The following is a 17,009-nucleotide window of genomic DNA, read 5'->3' as shown; positions in this document are numbered from 1 at the left end:
GGGTGAAATTGCACGACATTTAAATCATGAGATCTATTTTGGAAGAAAAAATTATCAGGCTTTGATTCTGTTCATTTATTAAGACATTTATTCTTCAGGTTAAACCTACTGTAAATCAGTCACTTGATATATGTTTTGACAATTTGTAAATCTTCCTAAGGTGAGTAGTTCAAAAATTCAATCAAACTTTGGGTTGGTATTAGAAAGAAAGTGGGCATTAGTTGGAATGAGCTTTATTATGATGCTGTTTACTGGGCAATCCGCTATTGTATTGGTGATGAAAAAAAGGAGATAGATACGGAGTACGCCGTAGGTAATGATGCATCATCACTATATTTGTAATGTCATCCTAATAGTATAGTAGTGAGTTCTTTGGAGTTAGGTGTGGAAATTTTGAGGCTATAAAATATGATAAGGCATTATGAAAAAACATGAATCCCAGGATTATAACGTTATCCAACAAGAGCTGAAACTTCATGATGCAGCCATGGAGTCTACGAGTTGTGGTATCTCTATTTCGGATGCACGTAAACCGGATATGCCGTTGATTTATGTGAATCGGGCTTTTTGTGAAATGAGTGGTTATTTGGAGGAGGAGGTTGTGGGCAAGAACTGTCGATTCCTTCAGGGTGAAAATCGTGATCAGAAAGCCAGGTATATTATTCGGGAGGCGCTGGATTCAGGTAATCACTGCCAGGTACTGATAAAAAATTTCCGTAAAGACGGCACTTTTTTCTGGAATGACTTAATCATTTCTCCGATTCGAGACAAAGAGGGCCAGCTTACTCATTTTGTTGGCGTTCAAAACGATGTAACAGACAGGGAGGAGGCGCGTAGGGAAACGGCCGCCAAGCAAATTGAGCTGGAAAGGACCCTGGAGACGCTTAAGGAAACGCAATCGATGCTGATCCATTCGGAGAAGATGAACGCATTAGGGCAGATGGTGGCCGGGGTTGCACACGAAATAAATAATCCAGTGGCTTTTGTTGCAAGCAATATGCATGCGCTCAAACAGATGGCTGAAGACCTGAAAGATGCTTATGAACAATTAAATATGGCTGTTGACACCTCCGGCAATGAGGATTTGAAAGTAATGGCCAGGAAACTTAGCCAAGAGGCAGATGTGGACTTTATCTCGGAGGATCTTGATGATTTGATTAATAGTTCAATCGACGGGTTGAAGAGAGTCAAGGGTATTGTTGGGAGCCTACGTAATTTCTCCAGGCTGGATGAAGCAGACGAGAAGATCGCATCAATGAAAGAGTGTATCGAGAGTACGCTGGAGATTGCAGGGTCCGTTGTTAGGAATCGTTTGGTAATAGACTGTCAGCTTAATGATCTCTCCCCGATTAAATGCCGCCCGTCTGAATTGAATCAGGTTTTCCTTAACCTGATCATGAATGCGGCTCAGGCGGTGAAAGAGGATGGCCGCCTCGAAATTAAAGGTTCAGAAACGACAGATGCGCTGATTTTAACCTTTACGGACAATGGTATCGGGATGGATGCGGCTACTCAAGAGAAAATCTTCAATCCTTTTTTTACGACAAAGCCAGTAGGCGAAGGAACCGGTTTGGGACTGTCGATTGCCTACAAGATTATCTCAGATGGCCATAATGGAAAAATCACCGTTGACAGTGAAGTTGGAAAAGGAACCTCCTTCACCATCAGTTTACCTAAAAACGCATGAACTCATGAATGAAAATAGCACTGAAATCGATAAAAATAGTGACAAGGACGACAACTTACTTATCATTGACGATGAACCTTCGATACTCAGTTCATTGAGACGGCAATTTCGCAGAAATTACCAGGTTCATATCGCCCACAGTGCCAAGGAAGGACTCGAATTGATGAAAGCACATCCAATTCAGGTCATTATTTCCGACCAGCGGATGCCGGGTATGAACGGTTCAGCTTTTTTTAATGAAGTAAAAAATGACTATCCGGAGGCCATTCGCCTTTTGTTGACTGGATATGCCGATATCCAGTCAGTAATTGAAGCCATAAATGAGGGGAATATCTTTCGATATATTTCCAAGCCCTGGGATCCCCTTGAGCTTGATACAATCGTTCGCGAAGCCTTTGAGCGACACAATTTAATTGTTCGTAATAAGGAACTTGTGAACCAATTGCAGGAAGCAAACAAGGATCTCGAGAAGCGGGTCAAAGCACGCACCATTGAACTGACTAAGCTCAACAAGGAGAAGGACCATATGATTGGTATGGTGGCTCATGATCTCAGAGGACCCCTTGGAACCATCAAGATGTGCCATGATGTGATTGCCGAAGATTCGACTGATACCGCAACAAGGAAAGAGTTTCTTAAACTTATAGATGAGCTAGCTGAGAAATCACTGCGATTGATTGATGATCTGCTTGATGTTTCTGCAATCGAGACGGGGCAGCTTGTTCTTGAGAAAAAAGTAGTGTTTTTAAAAGGATTTCTTGACAAGGTGATACGGTTGAACCGGCGGTCTGCGGAGAAGAAAGACATTCTGCTTGAATTGCAATTCGATGGTCCGGATTCGTGGACCTTCGACCCCCAACGGGTCGAACAGGTTCTGGATAATTTGCTAAGCAATGCAATCAAGTATTCGCATAGGGATACAACGGTGCGATTAGTGGTCGAATTGGAGGAAGGTCAGCTATACTTCAGCGTTTTTGATCAGGGCCAGGGTATTCGCGAAGAAGACATGGACAAACTTTTCTCTGCTTTTCAAAAAACGAGTACCTTACCCACCGGATCGGAAAAAAGCAATGGGTTAGGACTTTCTATTTGCAAACGAATCGTAGCGTTGCACGGGGGAATCATTCAGGCGCAGAGCAAATTTGGCGAAGGTTCATGCTTCAGCTTTTATTTGCCCAAAGACAATCGGGCAATCTAATTGTCATGTTTCATGGATTGCCTCTCGCAGCCTTCTCAGCGTTTCGTTGCGGTCTTAGCGTGAAATGGTGTGTTGTTTCATTTAAATATCCATTTGTTTATATTGTATTCGACCAGATAAAGAATCTAGATTAACTATTCAAAATGGCATTAACTACTTGATTCCTTGACTGAAATGATTAATTTAGGGAGGTGAAATTTTGGATAAAGGATAGATTTTAATTGAACCCTTAAAATAGAAATATCAATGAACCGCTTTAAGGTCACCCTTTTTATTCTTCTGGTAGCTTTTTCCATCTTTCAATGTCAGCCTACTTCGGGTAAGAAAACGCTAAAAACACTTCCCCCTGAAGTCTTAGCCACCATCGAAAAACGGATAGCGAATGGGGGCACGATAAGCATGGCAATTGCTTTAATTGACTCTGCTGGAATAACCTACCATAATTTTGGTAAAACTTCCAAAGATGGTAAGGCGGTAGATGAGCATACCGTCTATGAAATAGGATCCATTTCCAAAGTATTTACCGGGATTCTGCTGGCCCAACAAGTGTTGGATGGAGACCTTAAACTGGAGGATGAGATCAACAACTTTTTACCGGAGGGTATAAAAGCCGCTGCGATAGGGGAAGAAGAAATTACCTTTGGCCATCTTACGGACCATACCTCTGGATTCCCCTTGATGCCGAAAAATTCTACCCCATCAAATCCTAAAAATCCTTATGCTGACTACACGGTAGATCAGATGTATGCTTTTATTTCAGACTATAAGCCCGGGAGGAGAGCGGGTACAAATTACGAGTATTCCAATTTTGCCCAGGGACTTTTGGGTCACCTGCTGGCCCTGAATAGAAACAATACCTATGAAGCATTGATGGTGCAGACGATTGCCGATCCATTGGAAATGGAGGACACACGAATCGCCTTGACGGATCGAATGAAGAAAAATCTTGCCTTAGGACATAGCGGAGGCACTGTGGTTGAAAATTGGGACATCCCCACGCTTGCCGGGGCAGGAGCGATCAGAAGTTCCACCTCCGATATGGCGACCTTTATTGCTGCCAATTTGGGTTACGTAGAAAGTCCCTTAGAGGAAGCAATGGCCTTATCTCATAAAGTCAGGCACCGCAAAGCGGAAGGTAGGAAAGTGGGCATGGCTTGGAATTATAGAAGTGGTAAGTTTGGAGATGTCATCTGGCACGGTGGGGGTACCGGCGGCTACAGGACATTTGCCGGATTCGTCAAAGAAACCGGTGTTGGTGTGGTTCTTTTTACCAATTCATCCATGGATTCGAGTGATATTGGCTTCCATTTACTCAATCCAAGTTCGCAATTAGTGAACGTGAAGTCCAAGAATCAGGCCGTGGATGTACCGGAATCTATCCTTGAACGGTATGTGGGGGTTTACGAGTTAACGCCTGATTTTATGATCAGCATTTCCAAAGAAGGGAAGCAGTTGTTTGTGCAGGGTACCGATCAGCCACGGTTTGAAATTTTTCCGGAAAGCCAGACTAAATTTTACCTGACTGTGGTGGAAGCAAGCATTTCTTTTCAAAGCAAAAACGGTGTGGTAGAAAGCCTGACCCTTTTTCAGGGTGGACAAAAAATGCCTGGCAAGAAGGTGGATTAGTGAATTTCTGTTGTTTTTCAGGTATATTTAATGCGGGTTGTGCGGTTTGATTTATGGGTCGGCACCCTTACAAATACGTTAAATTGAAACCAATTAAACTTAAGATGGCTTTTCCCACTATTTTCGACAAAGAAGTAACAGCGGAGCTGATCCGGAGGATTGACTCCCTGACACCCAGTACCCAGCCACAATGGGGAAAAATGAGTGTGGCTCAAATGCTGGCGCATTGCAACGTCACCTATGAGATGGCTTATGAAAACAAGCATCCCAAACCCAATTTCTTCATGGGATTAATCCTCAAAGCCTTTGTCAAAAAAATGGTGGTGAACGAAACCCCTTACAAGAAGAATGTTCGGACGGCACCGGCGTTTATCATCGCAGATGAGCGGGATTTTGAGGAAGAGAAAGCACGACTGATCCAGTACTTGCACAAAACCGTAGCGTTGGGAGAAAGTCATTTTGATGGAAGGGAATCCCTGTCCTTCGGCAAGTTGTCCAAAGAAGAATGGAATAATATGTTTTACAAGCACCTGGACCACCACCTGAGGCAATTTGGGGTGTAACAATGTCAGGCAGTAGGAGATTCCATTCGGGTTTACCGCCGTTTCCTGAAAACGATTTGGCCACCCTTAACTAATTGATCCGCCAGGCTCTATGGAAAAGAAAGGTCTCAAAAAATACGCATTCGTAGGTTTTACCTGGCTTTTTGTCGCTGCCAGCACGGTGGGGATAGCTAGTTGGCAGGGCCTGCATACCTTCGTGTTTGCTTGGGTTGTAAATTTCCTGTTGATGACGGCCTCAATGGCCTACACCGAAACCTTCCAACCCCCACTGCAATCAAGCTATTTTGCAACCAAAAACTGGGAAGCAGGAGGAACGGTATATAGATGGCTCGGGGTGGATGTTTTCAGGAAGTTGCTGGTATGGATTGGCTGGGAAAAACTCAGCAGGGCCTCCAACCCGGTAAAAAAGAACCGGACTGCCTTAGAAAAATTGGAATACCAAACCCGCCAATCGGAATTTGGCCACCTCATCATTTTCATTGTGGTATCGGTTTTTGGCATCGCAGTAGCGTTGCTCCAGGGCATCAGGGATTCCTTTTGGCTCTTTTTTCTGAATGTCGTATTGAACGGTTACCCCATCGCAGTGCAGCGGTATAACCGACCCAGGCTAAGGCGTGTTTTGGCGTAAATCGATGGGAGGGTAACCTATGTTTGAAGATTCGTCCTAAGTGTAAAATGGCAGTCAGCGATCCCAGTTTTTAGCTCAGGTCTGTAGCCATTGAAAGTAACCGAATGCCACAATACGATCCCGTTCGCAAAGTCTTTTGGATGTCCAGCTAGTTCCCACACTGGAAGTGCTTGTTTTTTCATCAAAGGTTTCTTTAGCTTGTTCACAGCTGGGTTAAAGAAATGAAAAAATTGCATCATGTCAGCATGGTATGGAAATTACTTCAGGGAATTACATCCCTGACCAAAACCCGTTGTGTTGACATAGATAATTAATACTTGAATGATATACTAATAATATATACTTTTGTGATATAAAAAATTTATCATGAAGAATATATCCCTTAAAATTGACGACCTGGTTTTTCGTGAAACAGAAAAAATACGTGAGCGAATGAAGCAACCCAGGAATCGTTACATTAACGAAGCAATCGCCTTTTATAATAAATTTCAACGTAAGCAGCTTCTTGAGAAGAAGTTGAAAATTGAATCAAACCTGGTAAAAGCGGATTCGATGGAAATCCTCAGGGATTTTGAAGCCATTGATTATGCCGATTAAACAATTTGAAATCTGGGTTGCAGACCTGAATCCTCAGATAGGAACGGAACCGGGAAAGAAAAGGCCCGTTTTGGTCATTCAAACGAACCTTCTTAATAAAATCCCTCATCCATCTACGGTTGTTTGTCCAATCACAACAAACGTGCGAGAAGATGTGGAGATTTTAAGGGTTCATTTGAATAAGGGTGTTGCAAATCTGAATCAACCCTGTGATATTATGATTGACCAGGTTAGGGCAATAGATAATAGAAGGCTTACCAAAAGGCTGGGTACATTACCAGATGAATTAACGGTTCAGGTTAGGGAAAATATTCGTATTGTCCTTGATCTTGACTAAGAATAACTACCAAGGATTTTACAGAAAATCCGGCCGGTCCGGCCCATCATAAGGCGCCGCTCCAACTTTTTCCCCTGAACGTTTATCTACCTCCAACAATTTAGGATCACTTGTTTCAGGGGCCAGGATCAGGCCGTAGTGCCGGCCCATCCAGTAATCCCGGATAAAGCCCACCGGCTCCATGATGCGCTTGCTGTTTTGACCGCCATCCAACACAATGGCCCTTCTGGCACCTCGGGTGACCGCCGCTTCCCGGGGAGAAATGGCTTTTACCCCGCCTTCATAGGAGGTGTAGCCCTCCTCCACAAATAAATCGTCCCGGTGGGAATTGCGGTAATTGTGTTCGATAGCGTCCAGGGTCCATTCCCGCAGGTGTTGCACGGCCGCTTCCAAATCCGCATCATTGCCGGTCATGGCGGCGTAGGTAAAGTTAAACCAGGGGATCTTCTCCATGCGCTTGATTTCAAAGGTGCGCTCCAGGCTTCTCAGGTAAAAGGAGCGTAGTATGGGATCCTTCTCATAGCGCAGCAAGGTATTGTAGGCTTCAAAGGCCAGGTTGTCATCCCAGGGGGCAATCTGGGAAGGAGGGAAGGTGTTTTTCTGCTTGATGGTATTTTCCGCATAGCCCCAGTCTACCAATTGCTGGTATCCCTTCTTGAAGCGTTCTTCTCCGGTCAGTGCATAGGTGGAATAGGAAAAAGCCAATGCTTCCAGCCCGTTCACGCCCCGGTCGGACCAGCCGTAGGGGCGCAGCAGGTACTCCGGATTCCAGCGTCCCCAGCGGGTGGGTTGCCCATCGGCATCGATCAGCACCCAGTTGTTTTCCATGATGTATCCGGCGATGCGGCGCATGTGTTCTTTGGCCAGTTCTTTTTCTTTGCCTTCAGCCGCCAGATCATGAAACAAGGAAACGCTGTAGAAATGGGCGATGATCTCGTCGCTGGAGGCATCGCCTTTCCAGTACCAGAGGCTATCTGCCGTGGCATTCCATTTGGCCGGCAAGCCGCCGGAGCCCCGTTGGCCCATAGTGCCTTTGTCTCCTTTGCGGGACCAGATGGAGCGGGCGATCAGGCCATCTATTGGCGTAATTCGTTCCAGCCACAACATGGCCTGGAAAGCATCCACCGCCTCTTTTCGGGCGGCTTCTTCGCCTGTTACGGCGTATTTATAACTCATGGCTGAAAGGTAGGTGGCCGTATGGGCACCGTCGTTATCGCTGATTTCACGTACCCATTTCCCCTGGTAATCGCGGATGGTGTGGATAAAGCCCATGCGCTTATGGCCCCAATTTTCCAACCAGTATTCGTAGTGGTCAGCCTTTTTCCTCAGGGTAAATGGTTCGTAGCGGATCATCCCAATGCCGCCTTCCGTGGCCACAAGCACTTCGTTTTCGGCCACGGCTATGTCATTGACCCGGTTGTCCGGCAGCCAGTGGTCGGCACCGAAATAATGCCAGTCCTCGTCCAGCATCCGTATCGCTCCTCTGGGTGTGCCGATCCATACATCTCGGTCAAACCCTTGCACCAATTGCCGGGTTTCTTCCACCGGAAGTCCATCGGCTCCCTGGATGGATTGCAGGGAAGCACCCCGGAGAACACCTAATCCCCGGTCCGTGCTGATAAACAACCGGCTACCCATGGAAAGCAATTCACCAGTATTTTTGGAGGGCAGATTGCCCCAGTCGATCAGGTGCTCGTTGACCACCTTGCCGGAAAGCTGCACCAGTTGCCCGGGTCGAAGGACATGCAGGGTTCCGCTGTAGCTGGCAATGGACGTGATAGGACCCAATTTCACCGGATCGGCCAGTAGCTGGGTGCCATCCTCCATCAGCATGGTCACGTCACTGGACAGGTAGCCCCCTTCGGGCTCAATATCGGTCAAATTTCCTTGCTCATAGACATAAATGGCATCACGGGTGGCCGCATGGACCTTGCCCAGATGCAGACAAACATCCACAAAGCTGTCTTCACTGAGTTTCTCCCAGGAATCGTCGGCAAAGCGGTAAAATCCGGAGGAAGCCATCACCCAGGCCGTATCGTCCAACACCTCCATTTTGCTTATTCCCGCCGGACTGCCGGGTACCGGCTGGAGTCCGTTCGCTTTTAATTCCCGAAGCTTTCCATCCAAAACGGCATAGGAACGACCAGACAAAATGGCTACCTGTGTGACGGCCGAGGGGGTAGTAAGGATTTCACTTTTTTCCTGGAGAAATACCTTATCGGCTACCGGTTCCCAAAGGGTTTGCTGGGCCGCCAGGGGCAAAACAAAGACAGATAAAAGAAGACCAAAAGAATAAAATTTCAGCGATTGAATCATGGAATAAATTTTTGTGATTGGGTCTGCGACGATGCGCTCTATATCCTATACCGCTTCTTTCAGAAAAGGGCCATTCGGAAGACCCGAATCCTGATAGACGGTGGCTACCGGTAGGTGAATCAGAACCGGTGCGACTTGATGCAAGAAAGGTAAAACCCAGAAAAAATTACGTATGGCATGGTATTCGGATGGGCTTTGCTCATACAGGCTTTATCAGTCAATTGATCCAGGATAAGGCTTTACCGGATATTAGCTTTGATTGATTTAGTTATCGTGCCCTCCGGCTTCGTTCAGAGCATTGGATAAATAATAGGTGCCCGCCACCACCACACTATCTTTAAATAGGGCTTCGTCTGGGTTCATGATGGCGGTGTAGCCCATGGCTTCGATTCCGGTTCGAACCTGCTTTCGTTGATAAACTTTCCCTTCCTGCTTGCTATCCTGTAATACAAAAAGGAAGGTTTCGCTTCCTTCATGGACAATAGATCCGGAAGGTACGGTCCATACAGAATCCTGGCTCACTACTATATAACTATTGATATACATTCCCGGCAGGAAGGAATCATTTTCAGTATCCAAATGCGCATGCACCTGCACAAACCGGCCTTTGGGATCTATGGTGTTTCCTTTTCGGTAAACGTGCCCGTAAAACAATTGCTCTTTAAAATCAGGTAAGGTAAAGGTCACCGCCTGTCCCTCCATCACCCTGGGAATATCCTGTTCCAATACGTTCATCTCCACATGCAGGTGTTCGCTGTTGATCACTTCCATCAGCACCTCATGCGGCGCACTGTGCTGCCCGACAGATGTTTGCAAAGCGGAAATTTTACCCGAAATCGGGCTTTTTAAAAGCACTTTTGACTGTAGGTTACCCTGTTCCAGGGAAGAAATGTCCGCTCCCATCAGTTTCAGGTTGTTTTGAAGGGCGGATTTTTTGGCCCTGGCTGCCTGAAATGCCGCCCGGGCTTCTTCCAGTTCTTTTTGGGAAGAGATGTTATCCTCCCGCAAGCTTTGTTTTCGTTCAAAATCGCTTTCCAGGTTGGCGAGGCTGCTGAGGGTTTCCAGGTATTCCTGCTGCATGGATACAAATTCAGGGCTGGAAGCGGTGATTACTACCTGGCCTTTGTTCACCGGATCACCCACAATAAAGTGGATTTTTTCGACAAAGACCGTGGTAAAGGAGTTGATGGTGGCTTTGTACTGGGGAGGGGAGTCGATAAATCCGGGTGCTTTCACCAGGTTGGTCAGGGGCTGTTTGACGAAAGTTCCGCGACGTATGCCCGTAATGACCTCTTGTTCGGGAGTCAACTGAACCGTTGCTTCCCTGTGTTCCATGGATTCCTCATTTCCTTCCGTGGTACGTGTATCCTCCTTGCAAGCCATCAGTCCGTTCACAAGTAGTAATAGGAGGAAAAGGTTCGATAGTTTGATATTCAGCTCTCCGGCTGGCGTTCTCGTTTTACTCAATATCATGGCAGGTTAAAATAGTGAATGTCAATAAGGGTTTGATGGTATTCGTTCAAGAGATCCAGGTGATCCATTTGGATTTCGCTGGCATATTCCAGGCTGCGGATGTACTCCAGGTAATCAATTTCCCCCTGGTCAAAACTTCTATGAGCCGTGTTGATGATTTCTTCCGCCATCGGTAGCCCCTCCTGGTTATAGTAATCCAACTCTTTGAGGTGCATTTCCAGCCTGGTTTTTTTCTGGTTTATGGCTGATTCCCAGCGGATACCTAAATCATTGATTTTGTTTTGCGATTGGTAGACGGACAGGCGGGCGGATTGTACCCTTGCCCGGGAGGGTCCAAACCACAGGGGAACCTGTATGCCTGCCTGATAACCGAAAAAACCGCTGACGCCATCAACTTTCTGGAACATGTACTGTACATAGAATCCGGGGAGCAATTTGTTTTGCATCTGATTCTTTTCCGCTTCAAAACGTTCTTTTTGATGCATCAAATAGCCGTAAGAAGGATGATTTTCCAGGTCGGGGAATTCGGCGAATGCCATAGTCAGCGGAGGGCTCTTGAGCTGCAATGTATCCGGGGACTGTACCACTTCCTGAATTTGCCGGTACACAATTTGGATTTCCTGCTCCAGTTGAGAATAAGCCATACGGACTTTTTCAGACCGGGCTCTTGCCATGACCATGGCCAGTCGGTTGGTCGTGCCAGCGGCATACCGCTTTTCGGAGGCCTTATACAGTTCTTGATACAGGGAATCAAATCCATAATATTGTTCCTTCTTTTTGACCAGGTACTCCAACTGGTAACAAGCTTTATACAGTTGTTTTTTCAGGTTTAGGGTCTTGATGTCATACAGATCCTCTGTGATTAGGCTTTCCTTTTCCAGTACCTTTTTTCGGGAAACATAGACTCCGGGAAAATCAATGTACTGTTGGAACCCGAAAGAGTTTACCCCATCTCCCTCCAGGTTTCTTTGGTTTTCCTCCGTTCCGATAAAGAATAGGGATGGGGCAATATCCCAGGCAGTTTTGGTTTGGACCTGACTGTTTTCCAATGATATTCTGGCGGCAGCCAATTCAAAATTATTTTCCAGTGCCATGGACCAGGCCGCTTCCGGATCTATAGGGCCCTCCTGGGCAGGGCTTAGAAAGGGAATCCCAAGCAGTATCGCCAGTGCCGTCAGCGCTTTGCCGGGGCGAAAGCCCTGAACTTTCTTCGATTTTACTACATAATAGACCACCGGCAAGACGATCAGGGTAAGAAAAAATGCGGTGATCAGCCCACCTATTACTACCGTGGCGATGGGCCGCTGCACCTCCGCTCCTGCAGAAGTGGATAGCGCCATGGGAATAAATCCCAGGATATCGGTGGATGCAGTCAAAAGTACCGGCCGCAAACGGTTTTTACAGCCCTTCAGGATTCTTTTGCGTATATCGGTTTCTCCGCTAGTTTCCAGGTCATTGAGGTAACTGATCAACACAATGCCGTTGAGCACTGCGATGCCAAACAAAGCAATAAAACCGATACCTGCGGAAATACTAAAGGGCATGCCCCTTATCCATAGCGCCACAATTCCACCAATTACCGCCAGGGGGATGGACAAGAATACCATGATCGTCTCAGAAACAGAATGAAAAGTAAAGTAAAGCATAATGGCAATCAACAACAAGGCAAGCGGCACCACCTTGATCAGGCGGTCCCGGGCCTGGTTCAGGTTTTCAAACTGCCCCCCATATTCAATGGAGTAGCCCGTGGGCAAATCCAACTCAGCATCCAGCAATGCCTGCACATCGGTAATAATGGATTCCACATCCCTCTCGCTGGCATTTAAACTCAACACAATCCTTCTTTTGGTGTCGTCCCGGGATATCTGCGCGGGCCCCGACTGAAAGCTGATGTCAGCCACTTGTTTCAATAATATTTTTTCCCCGTTTTCCAGGGGCAGACTTAACTCGTTTACCACCTCGGTGCTTACCGTCTCCCTATCCAGACGCAGGGCCAGGTCAAAGCGGCGTTCGTTTTCAAAAATAGTACCTACGCTGCTGCCGGCAAAGGCGGTACGGATTACCTGATTAACATCGGCAATGCTGAGGCCATAGAGGGCCAGCTTTTCCCGGTCGTAGCGGATGGAAATCTGGGGCAGTCCTACCAATTGTTCTACCTTGATATTGTCGATTCCCTCCACATCCTTTATAATGTCAGCGGCCTCCAGGCCGTAGCGGTACAGGGTTTCCAGGTCTTCTCCAAAGATCTTGATGGCCAGGTCGGATTGCACCCCCGTGAGCAGTTCGTTGAAGCGCATTTCGATGGGCTGGGTAAACTGGTAGGTGATACCCGGTAAAACAGAGAGCTCCTCGGTCATAAGGTTTGCCAGGGCTGTTTTGGAATCCACCCTTGACCAATCGTCCGGGTCCTTTAGCTTGATGATGATATCCGACATCTCCATGGACATGGGGTCCGTGGGGATCTCCGCCGCTCCGATTCTACTGACGACTTGGTCCACCTCATCGGGAAATTTCTCCAGCAGAATGGACTCGATTTTGGTGGTGATCTCAATGGTCTGGGCCAGGGAAGTGCCCGGCTTCAATACCGGCTGGATCACGTAATCGCCCTCGTCCAACGTGGGCAAAAATTCTCCACCCAGCCGGGAGAAAATAAACAGGCTGATTCCAAATGCAATCAGGGCCGTAATTAAAACAAACTTCGCATGTTTTAGGGCACGTATCAATACCGGCTCGTACCAACCGTGGACGGTCCGGATAATCTTGGCGGAAAGCGTACCTTTTTCATCTTTTGAAGGGCGGATAAACAGGGCCGCCATGACCGGCACATAGGTCAGGCAGAGAATCATGGCTCCTGCCAGAATAAACATAAAGGTCAATGCCATGGGTTGAAACATTTTTCCTTCTACTCCGGTGAAACTCAGGATGGGAATGAAAACAATCAAAATGATGATCTGACCAAAAATGGCGGCGTTCATCATTCGATTGGAACTCTCAATGACCAGCTTGTCCACCTCCTCCTTTTGGGCATTCCCTTTCAAGCCGGGAAATTTCTTGCTCATTTGGTAGACCACATACTCGACCACCACTACTGCACCATCGATCAAAATTCCGAAATCAATGGCCCCCAGACTCAGTAGGTTAGCGTCTACCCGAAAAAAACTCATCAGCGAAATGCCAAAAAGCAAGGAAAGGGGGATGACGGAAGCTACCAGCAAACCACTGCGAAAATTGCCCATCAGGATGACCAGAATGAAGATGACAAACAAGGCGCCCAGGATAAGGTTTTCCTGTATGGTGGAGGTGGTCTTGTCGATTAGCATGGAGCGGTCGAGAAACCCATTGATGTACACCCCTTCCGGCAGTATTTTTTCTATTTCAGCTATGCGTTCTTTGACGCTCTTGATCACCGCATAGGAATTTTCCCCTTTCAGCATCATGACCTGCCCCAGCACTTTTTCCCCTTCTCCGTTTCCCGTAATGGCCCCAAAGCGGGTGGCGTATCCAAAGCGCACCTCTGCCAGATCGGCAATGGTCAGGGGCACACCTCCACGATTGGCCACGACAATTTTCCGAATATCCTCCAGGGATTGGATCATGCCCTCGCCTCGAATAAAATAGTTGGTCTGGTTTTTTTCCAGATAGGCCCCTCCGGCATTTTCATTGTTGTCCTCCAGGGCTTTCAGGACTTCCAGAAGGGAAATGTCCATGCTTCGGAGCTTTTCAGGCTGCATGGCCACTTCGTATTGCTTCAGGTAACCTCCCCAGGTATTGATCTCCACCACGCCTTTGATGCCGGTGAGCTGTCTTTTTATCAACCAATCCTGGATTTCTCGCAGGTCCATCACCGAATAGCGGTCTTCGTAGCCCGGTTTTGTCTCCAGGGTGTATTGGTAGATTTCACCCAGGCCCGTGGATATGGGTGCCATTTCCGGACTGCCAAAATGTGCCGGAATGTCCTTGCTGGCCTGTGCTAGTTTTTCTCCGATCAATTGCCGGGGCAGATAGGTGCCCATGCCTTCTTCAAAGACCACGGTGATGGTGGACAGCCCGTATTTGGAGACCGAGCGGATTTCTTCCACGCCGGGTAAATTGGCCACCGAAAGTTCTATAGGGAAAGTAATAAATTGTTCCACCTCTTCGGTGGCCAGGTTTCGTGCTACCGTGATGATTTGTACCTGATTGCTGGTAATGTCGGGGACAGATCCAATGGACAAACGCTGGAAGGAAAACATTCCCCAAATGATCATGCCCAATACCGCTAAAAGAACAATAAATTTATTTTTTACGCTGAAAGCGATTATTCGGTGTATCATTTACAAAATAATTTGCTGCAAGTTAAAAATAGTTTATTGGATTTTGCCGCGTTTAGGACATGATAGAAGTCATCGTTGAAAGACTATTTCCCCATCCAACCCGGTCAGTATTACTTGTGTCTGTAGAATTTCAGCCTCCGGGATTTCCATGATATCTCGGTCAAAAACGACAAAATCAGCTACTTTTCCTACTTCCAGGCTGCCTTTTATATTTTCTTCGAAGGCTCCATAAGCCGCATCCAGGGTATAACTTCTCAGTGCTTGTTCCCGGCTCATCTTCTGATCCGCTTCGTAACCTTCCTCGGGGCTTCCGTCCAGGGTTTTGCGGGTCACGCTGGCATAAAAATTAGCCAGGGGATTGATGGGTTCTACGGGTACGTCCGTTCCGTTGATAATGGGGACTCCGGATTGCAGGAGTGCCTGCCACATATATGCCCCATTTTTAATCCGTTTTTCTCCCAGCCGATCGATGGCCCAGGGCCGGTCTGAGGAGAGGTGAATGGCCTGCATTGCCGGAAGTACGCCTAATTCCGCAAAGCGAGGAATATCATCCGGATGCAGGTGCTGAGCATGTTCGATGCGAAAGCGGTGCTCGTTGCGTTTTTCGGGAAACTCCTCCAGGGCGGCCTGGTACCGGTCCAGTACTTCTTTATTGGCCCGGTCTCCAATGGCATGGGTGCAGAGTTGAAATCCTTTTTCCAGGGCCATTTTTGAAACTTCATAGACGTATTCCATGGGAAGGGTTTCGTGGCCGAAATGACCAGGTCTGTCGCTGTATTCCTCCAGTAACCAGGCTCCACGGGAACCCAGAGCCCCGTCACAACTCAACTTTATCGAACGGAAGGTAAGCAGGCTGTCTATTTCAGGACCTTTTTTCAGCCATTCGTCCAGGAATTCCCGGTTTCCTCCTGCGATCATGGCGTACATGCGGAGTTTCATTTTCCCATCGCGTTTCATTTGTTGGTATAAGTCTACCGTTTTGGAACCGATCCCCGCATCGTGAAATCCCGTGATGCCATTTCGATGGCAAGCAGCCATCGCCAGTTCGAATGCCTGTCGGTCCTTTTCCGGGCTATTGGCAGGAATGTGCCGGGTAATCAATCCCATGGCGGTTTCGTTGAAAATACCGGTGGGGTTTCCGTTCTCATCCCGGATTATTTCCCCTCCTTCCTGGTGGTTGGGATCCCCTAATTGTTCTTTTCCGAGGGTATTTAAGCCCGCAATTTCCATGGCCCGGGCATTGGCAAATCCTGCATGACCGCTGGCATGGTACAAAAAGACCGGGTTATCCGGAGATACCTCGCTTATGGACTGGTGTAAGGGGAAGCCATTTATTTGTTTTCCCGGCGATTCGGTCCATTTGCTTTGGTGCCAGCCACGACCGGTAATCCACTCGCCCGCAGGCGTCCGATCGGCAGCCTCCTTTACCATAGCGACGATTTCCTGAAAGCTTTTGGTAGCGGATAAATCCAGGTTCAGTTCGTTGTAGCCCAGGCCCATAAAATGTCCGTGTCCTTCAATCCAACCCGGTGTCAAGGTTTTTCCTTCCAGGTCAATCACTTCCGTTTCAGAACCGATATAGGGTTTTACCCCTTCCTGATCTCCCACATAAATGATTTTATTTCCCTGTATGGCCATGGCCTCGGCGGTGGGTTGGTCTTCGTTTACCGTGTAAAGGATGCCGCCGGTAAATACCCGGGTGGCGGTTTCCGGGGATTCGGAACAAGCGCCCAGCAAAAGGATGGCTGGTAATACAAGGAATGCATAAAGTTTGGTTGTCATAAGTGGATCAATAATAGTGGTTGATGATGGTTAAAAGGGGGATTCATAAGCCATACTCCCTTTCTACTTTACATATCCGTATTTTGTAGTTTTGGTACCATTTTTCCTTACCGAGCTGTTGGGCGAGTAGGTGTCGGGTTTCGTTTTTCCAGGCAGCAATGGCCTCCAGACTTTCCCAGTAGCTGACCGTTATTCCCAGGGCCTCTCTTGCGGATTCATGACCGAGATAGCCGGGCTGATTTTTTACCAATGCTTCCATTTCCCGGGCCATTTGCGCATAATCTTCCCCGGCTTCCGGATCTTTGATACTGGTAAATATCACGGCATAGTAAGGAGTGGAGGGATTGTCACTGATCATGGGTAGTTTGCCTTGTTATAGAAAGGATCGGAAACTTTAGGTTAAATATATTAAGAATTACTTTATGAGACAGGGCCAGCATCCAATTTAGAATCAATTTGGAGTAACACCCTGTTCGTTACATAAGCGGC

The 17,009-nt window shown here is 47.3% G+C and carries 12 protein-coding genes; 7 read left to right on the top strand and 5 right to left on the bottom strand.

All coding sequences use genetic code 11. The annotated features are described in order from the left end of the window. Positions 1–421: 421 nt before the first annotated feature. The 7 genes from GJS45_RS02455 (at position 422) to GJS45_RS02425 (ending at position 6,636) form a co-directional block, all read left to right on the top strand. Positions 422–1,687 (top strand): PAS domain-containing sensor histidine kinase, encoded by a 1,266-nt coding sequence (locus tag GJS45_RS02455; protein WP_162339845.1) that lies wholly within the window; start codon positions 422–424, stop codon positions 1,685–1,687. Between the two features lie 4 nt (positions 1,688–1,691). Further along, positions 1,692–2,885, top strand: coding sequence for a hybrid sensor histidine kinase/response regulator (locus tag GJS45_RS02450; protein ID WP_162339844.1), 1,194 nt, complete (start codon positions 1,692–1,694; stop codon positions 2,883–2,885). A gap of 246 nt (positions 2,886–3,131) precedes the next feature. Continuing rightward, positions 3,132–4,511 carry a serine hydrolase gene (locus GJS45_RS02445; RefSeq protein ID WP_162339843.1) on the top strand — a complete coding sequence of 460 codons (1,380 nt, stop codon included), beginning with the start codon at positions 3,132–3,134 and terminating at the stop codon, positions 4,509–4,511. Between the two features lie 104 nt (positions 4,512–4,615). Continuing rightward, a complete protein-coding gene (locus GJS45_RS02440; RefSeq protein ID WP_162339842.1) occupies positions 4,616–5,074 on the top strand; it encodes a DUF1569 domain-containing protein in 459 nt (152 codons plus the stop codon). A 91-nt stretch (positions 5,075–5,165) separates the two neighbouring features. Further along, positions 5,166–5,702, top strand: coding sequence for a glycosyl-4,4'-diaponeurosporenoate acyltransferase CrtO family protein (locus GJS45_RS02435; RefSeq protein WP_162339841.1), 537 nt, complete (start codon positions 5,166–5,168; stop codon positions 5,700–5,702). A 366-nt stretch (positions 5,703–6,068) separates the two neighbouring features. Beyond that, entirely contained in the window at positions 6,069–6,299 is a 231-nt protein-coding gene (locus GJS45_RS02430) for a hypothetical protein (protein ID WP_162339840.1), read from the top strand. Further along, complete coding sequence (locus GJS45_RS02425; RefSeq protein WP_235954551.1) at positions 6,274–6,636, top strand: type II toxin-antitoxin system PemK/MazF family toxin; 363 nt, start codon at positions 6,274–6,276, stop codon at positions 6,634–6,636. The genes GJS45_RS02430 and GJS45_RS02425 overlap by 26 nt, the downstream gene beginning before the upstream one ends. A gap of 18 nt (positions 6,637–6,654) precedes the next feature. Here the strand turns inward: GJS45_RS02425 and GJS45_RS02420 are convergent, their stop codons facing one another. The 5 genes from GJS45_RS02420 to GJS45_RS02400 form a co-directional block, all read right to left on the bottom strand. Beyond that, positions 6,655–8,952: a hypothetical protein gene (locus tag GJS45_RS02420; protein ID WP_162339839.1), complete on the bottom strand. Its 2,298-nt coding sequence runs from the start codon at positions 8,950–8,952 to the stop codon at positions 6,655–6,657. Positions 8,953–9,216: 264 nt separating this feature from the next. Further along, a complete protein-coding gene (locus GJS45_RS02415; protein WP_162339838.1) occupies positions 9,217–10,419 on the bottom strand; it encodes an efflux RND transporter periplasmic adaptor subunit in 1,203 nt (400 codons plus the stop codon). A 2-nt stretch (positions 10,420–10,421) separates the two neighbouring features. Continuing rightward, positions 10,422–14,738 (bottom strand): CusA/CzcA family heavy metal efflux RND transporter, encoded by a 4,317-nt coding sequence (locus tag GJS45_RS02410; protein ID WP_162339837.1) that lies wholly within the window; start codon positions 14,736–14,738, stop codon positions 10,422–10,424. A 69-nt stretch (positions 14,739–14,807) separates the two neighbouring features. Continuing rightward, positions 14,808–16,520 (bottom strand): amidohydrolase, encoded by a 1,713-nt coding sequence (locus GJS45_RS02405; RefSeq protein WP_162339836.1) that lies wholly within the window; start codon positions 16,518–16,520, stop codon positions 14,808–14,810. 43 nt (positions 16,521–16,563) lie between these two features. Continuing rightward, on the bottom strand, positions 16,564–16,878 hold the full coding sequence (locus GJS45_RS02400) for an antibiotic biosynthesis monooxygenase family protein (RefSeq protein WP_162339835.1): 315 nt from the start codon (positions 16,876–16,878) through the stop codon (positions 16,564–16,566). Between the last annotated feature and the right edge of the window lie 131 nt (positions 16,879–17,009).

The sequence above is a fragment of the Cyclobacterium salsum genome, assembly GCF_010119245.1.
Taxonomy (GTDB): Bacteria; Bacteroidota; Bacteroidia; order Cytophagales; family Cyclobacteriaceae; genus Cyclobacterium; species Cyclobacterium salsum.
The sequence above is the reverse complement of the archived record's forward strand: the minus strand, read 5'-3'. Positions and strand labels throughout refer to the sequence as shown.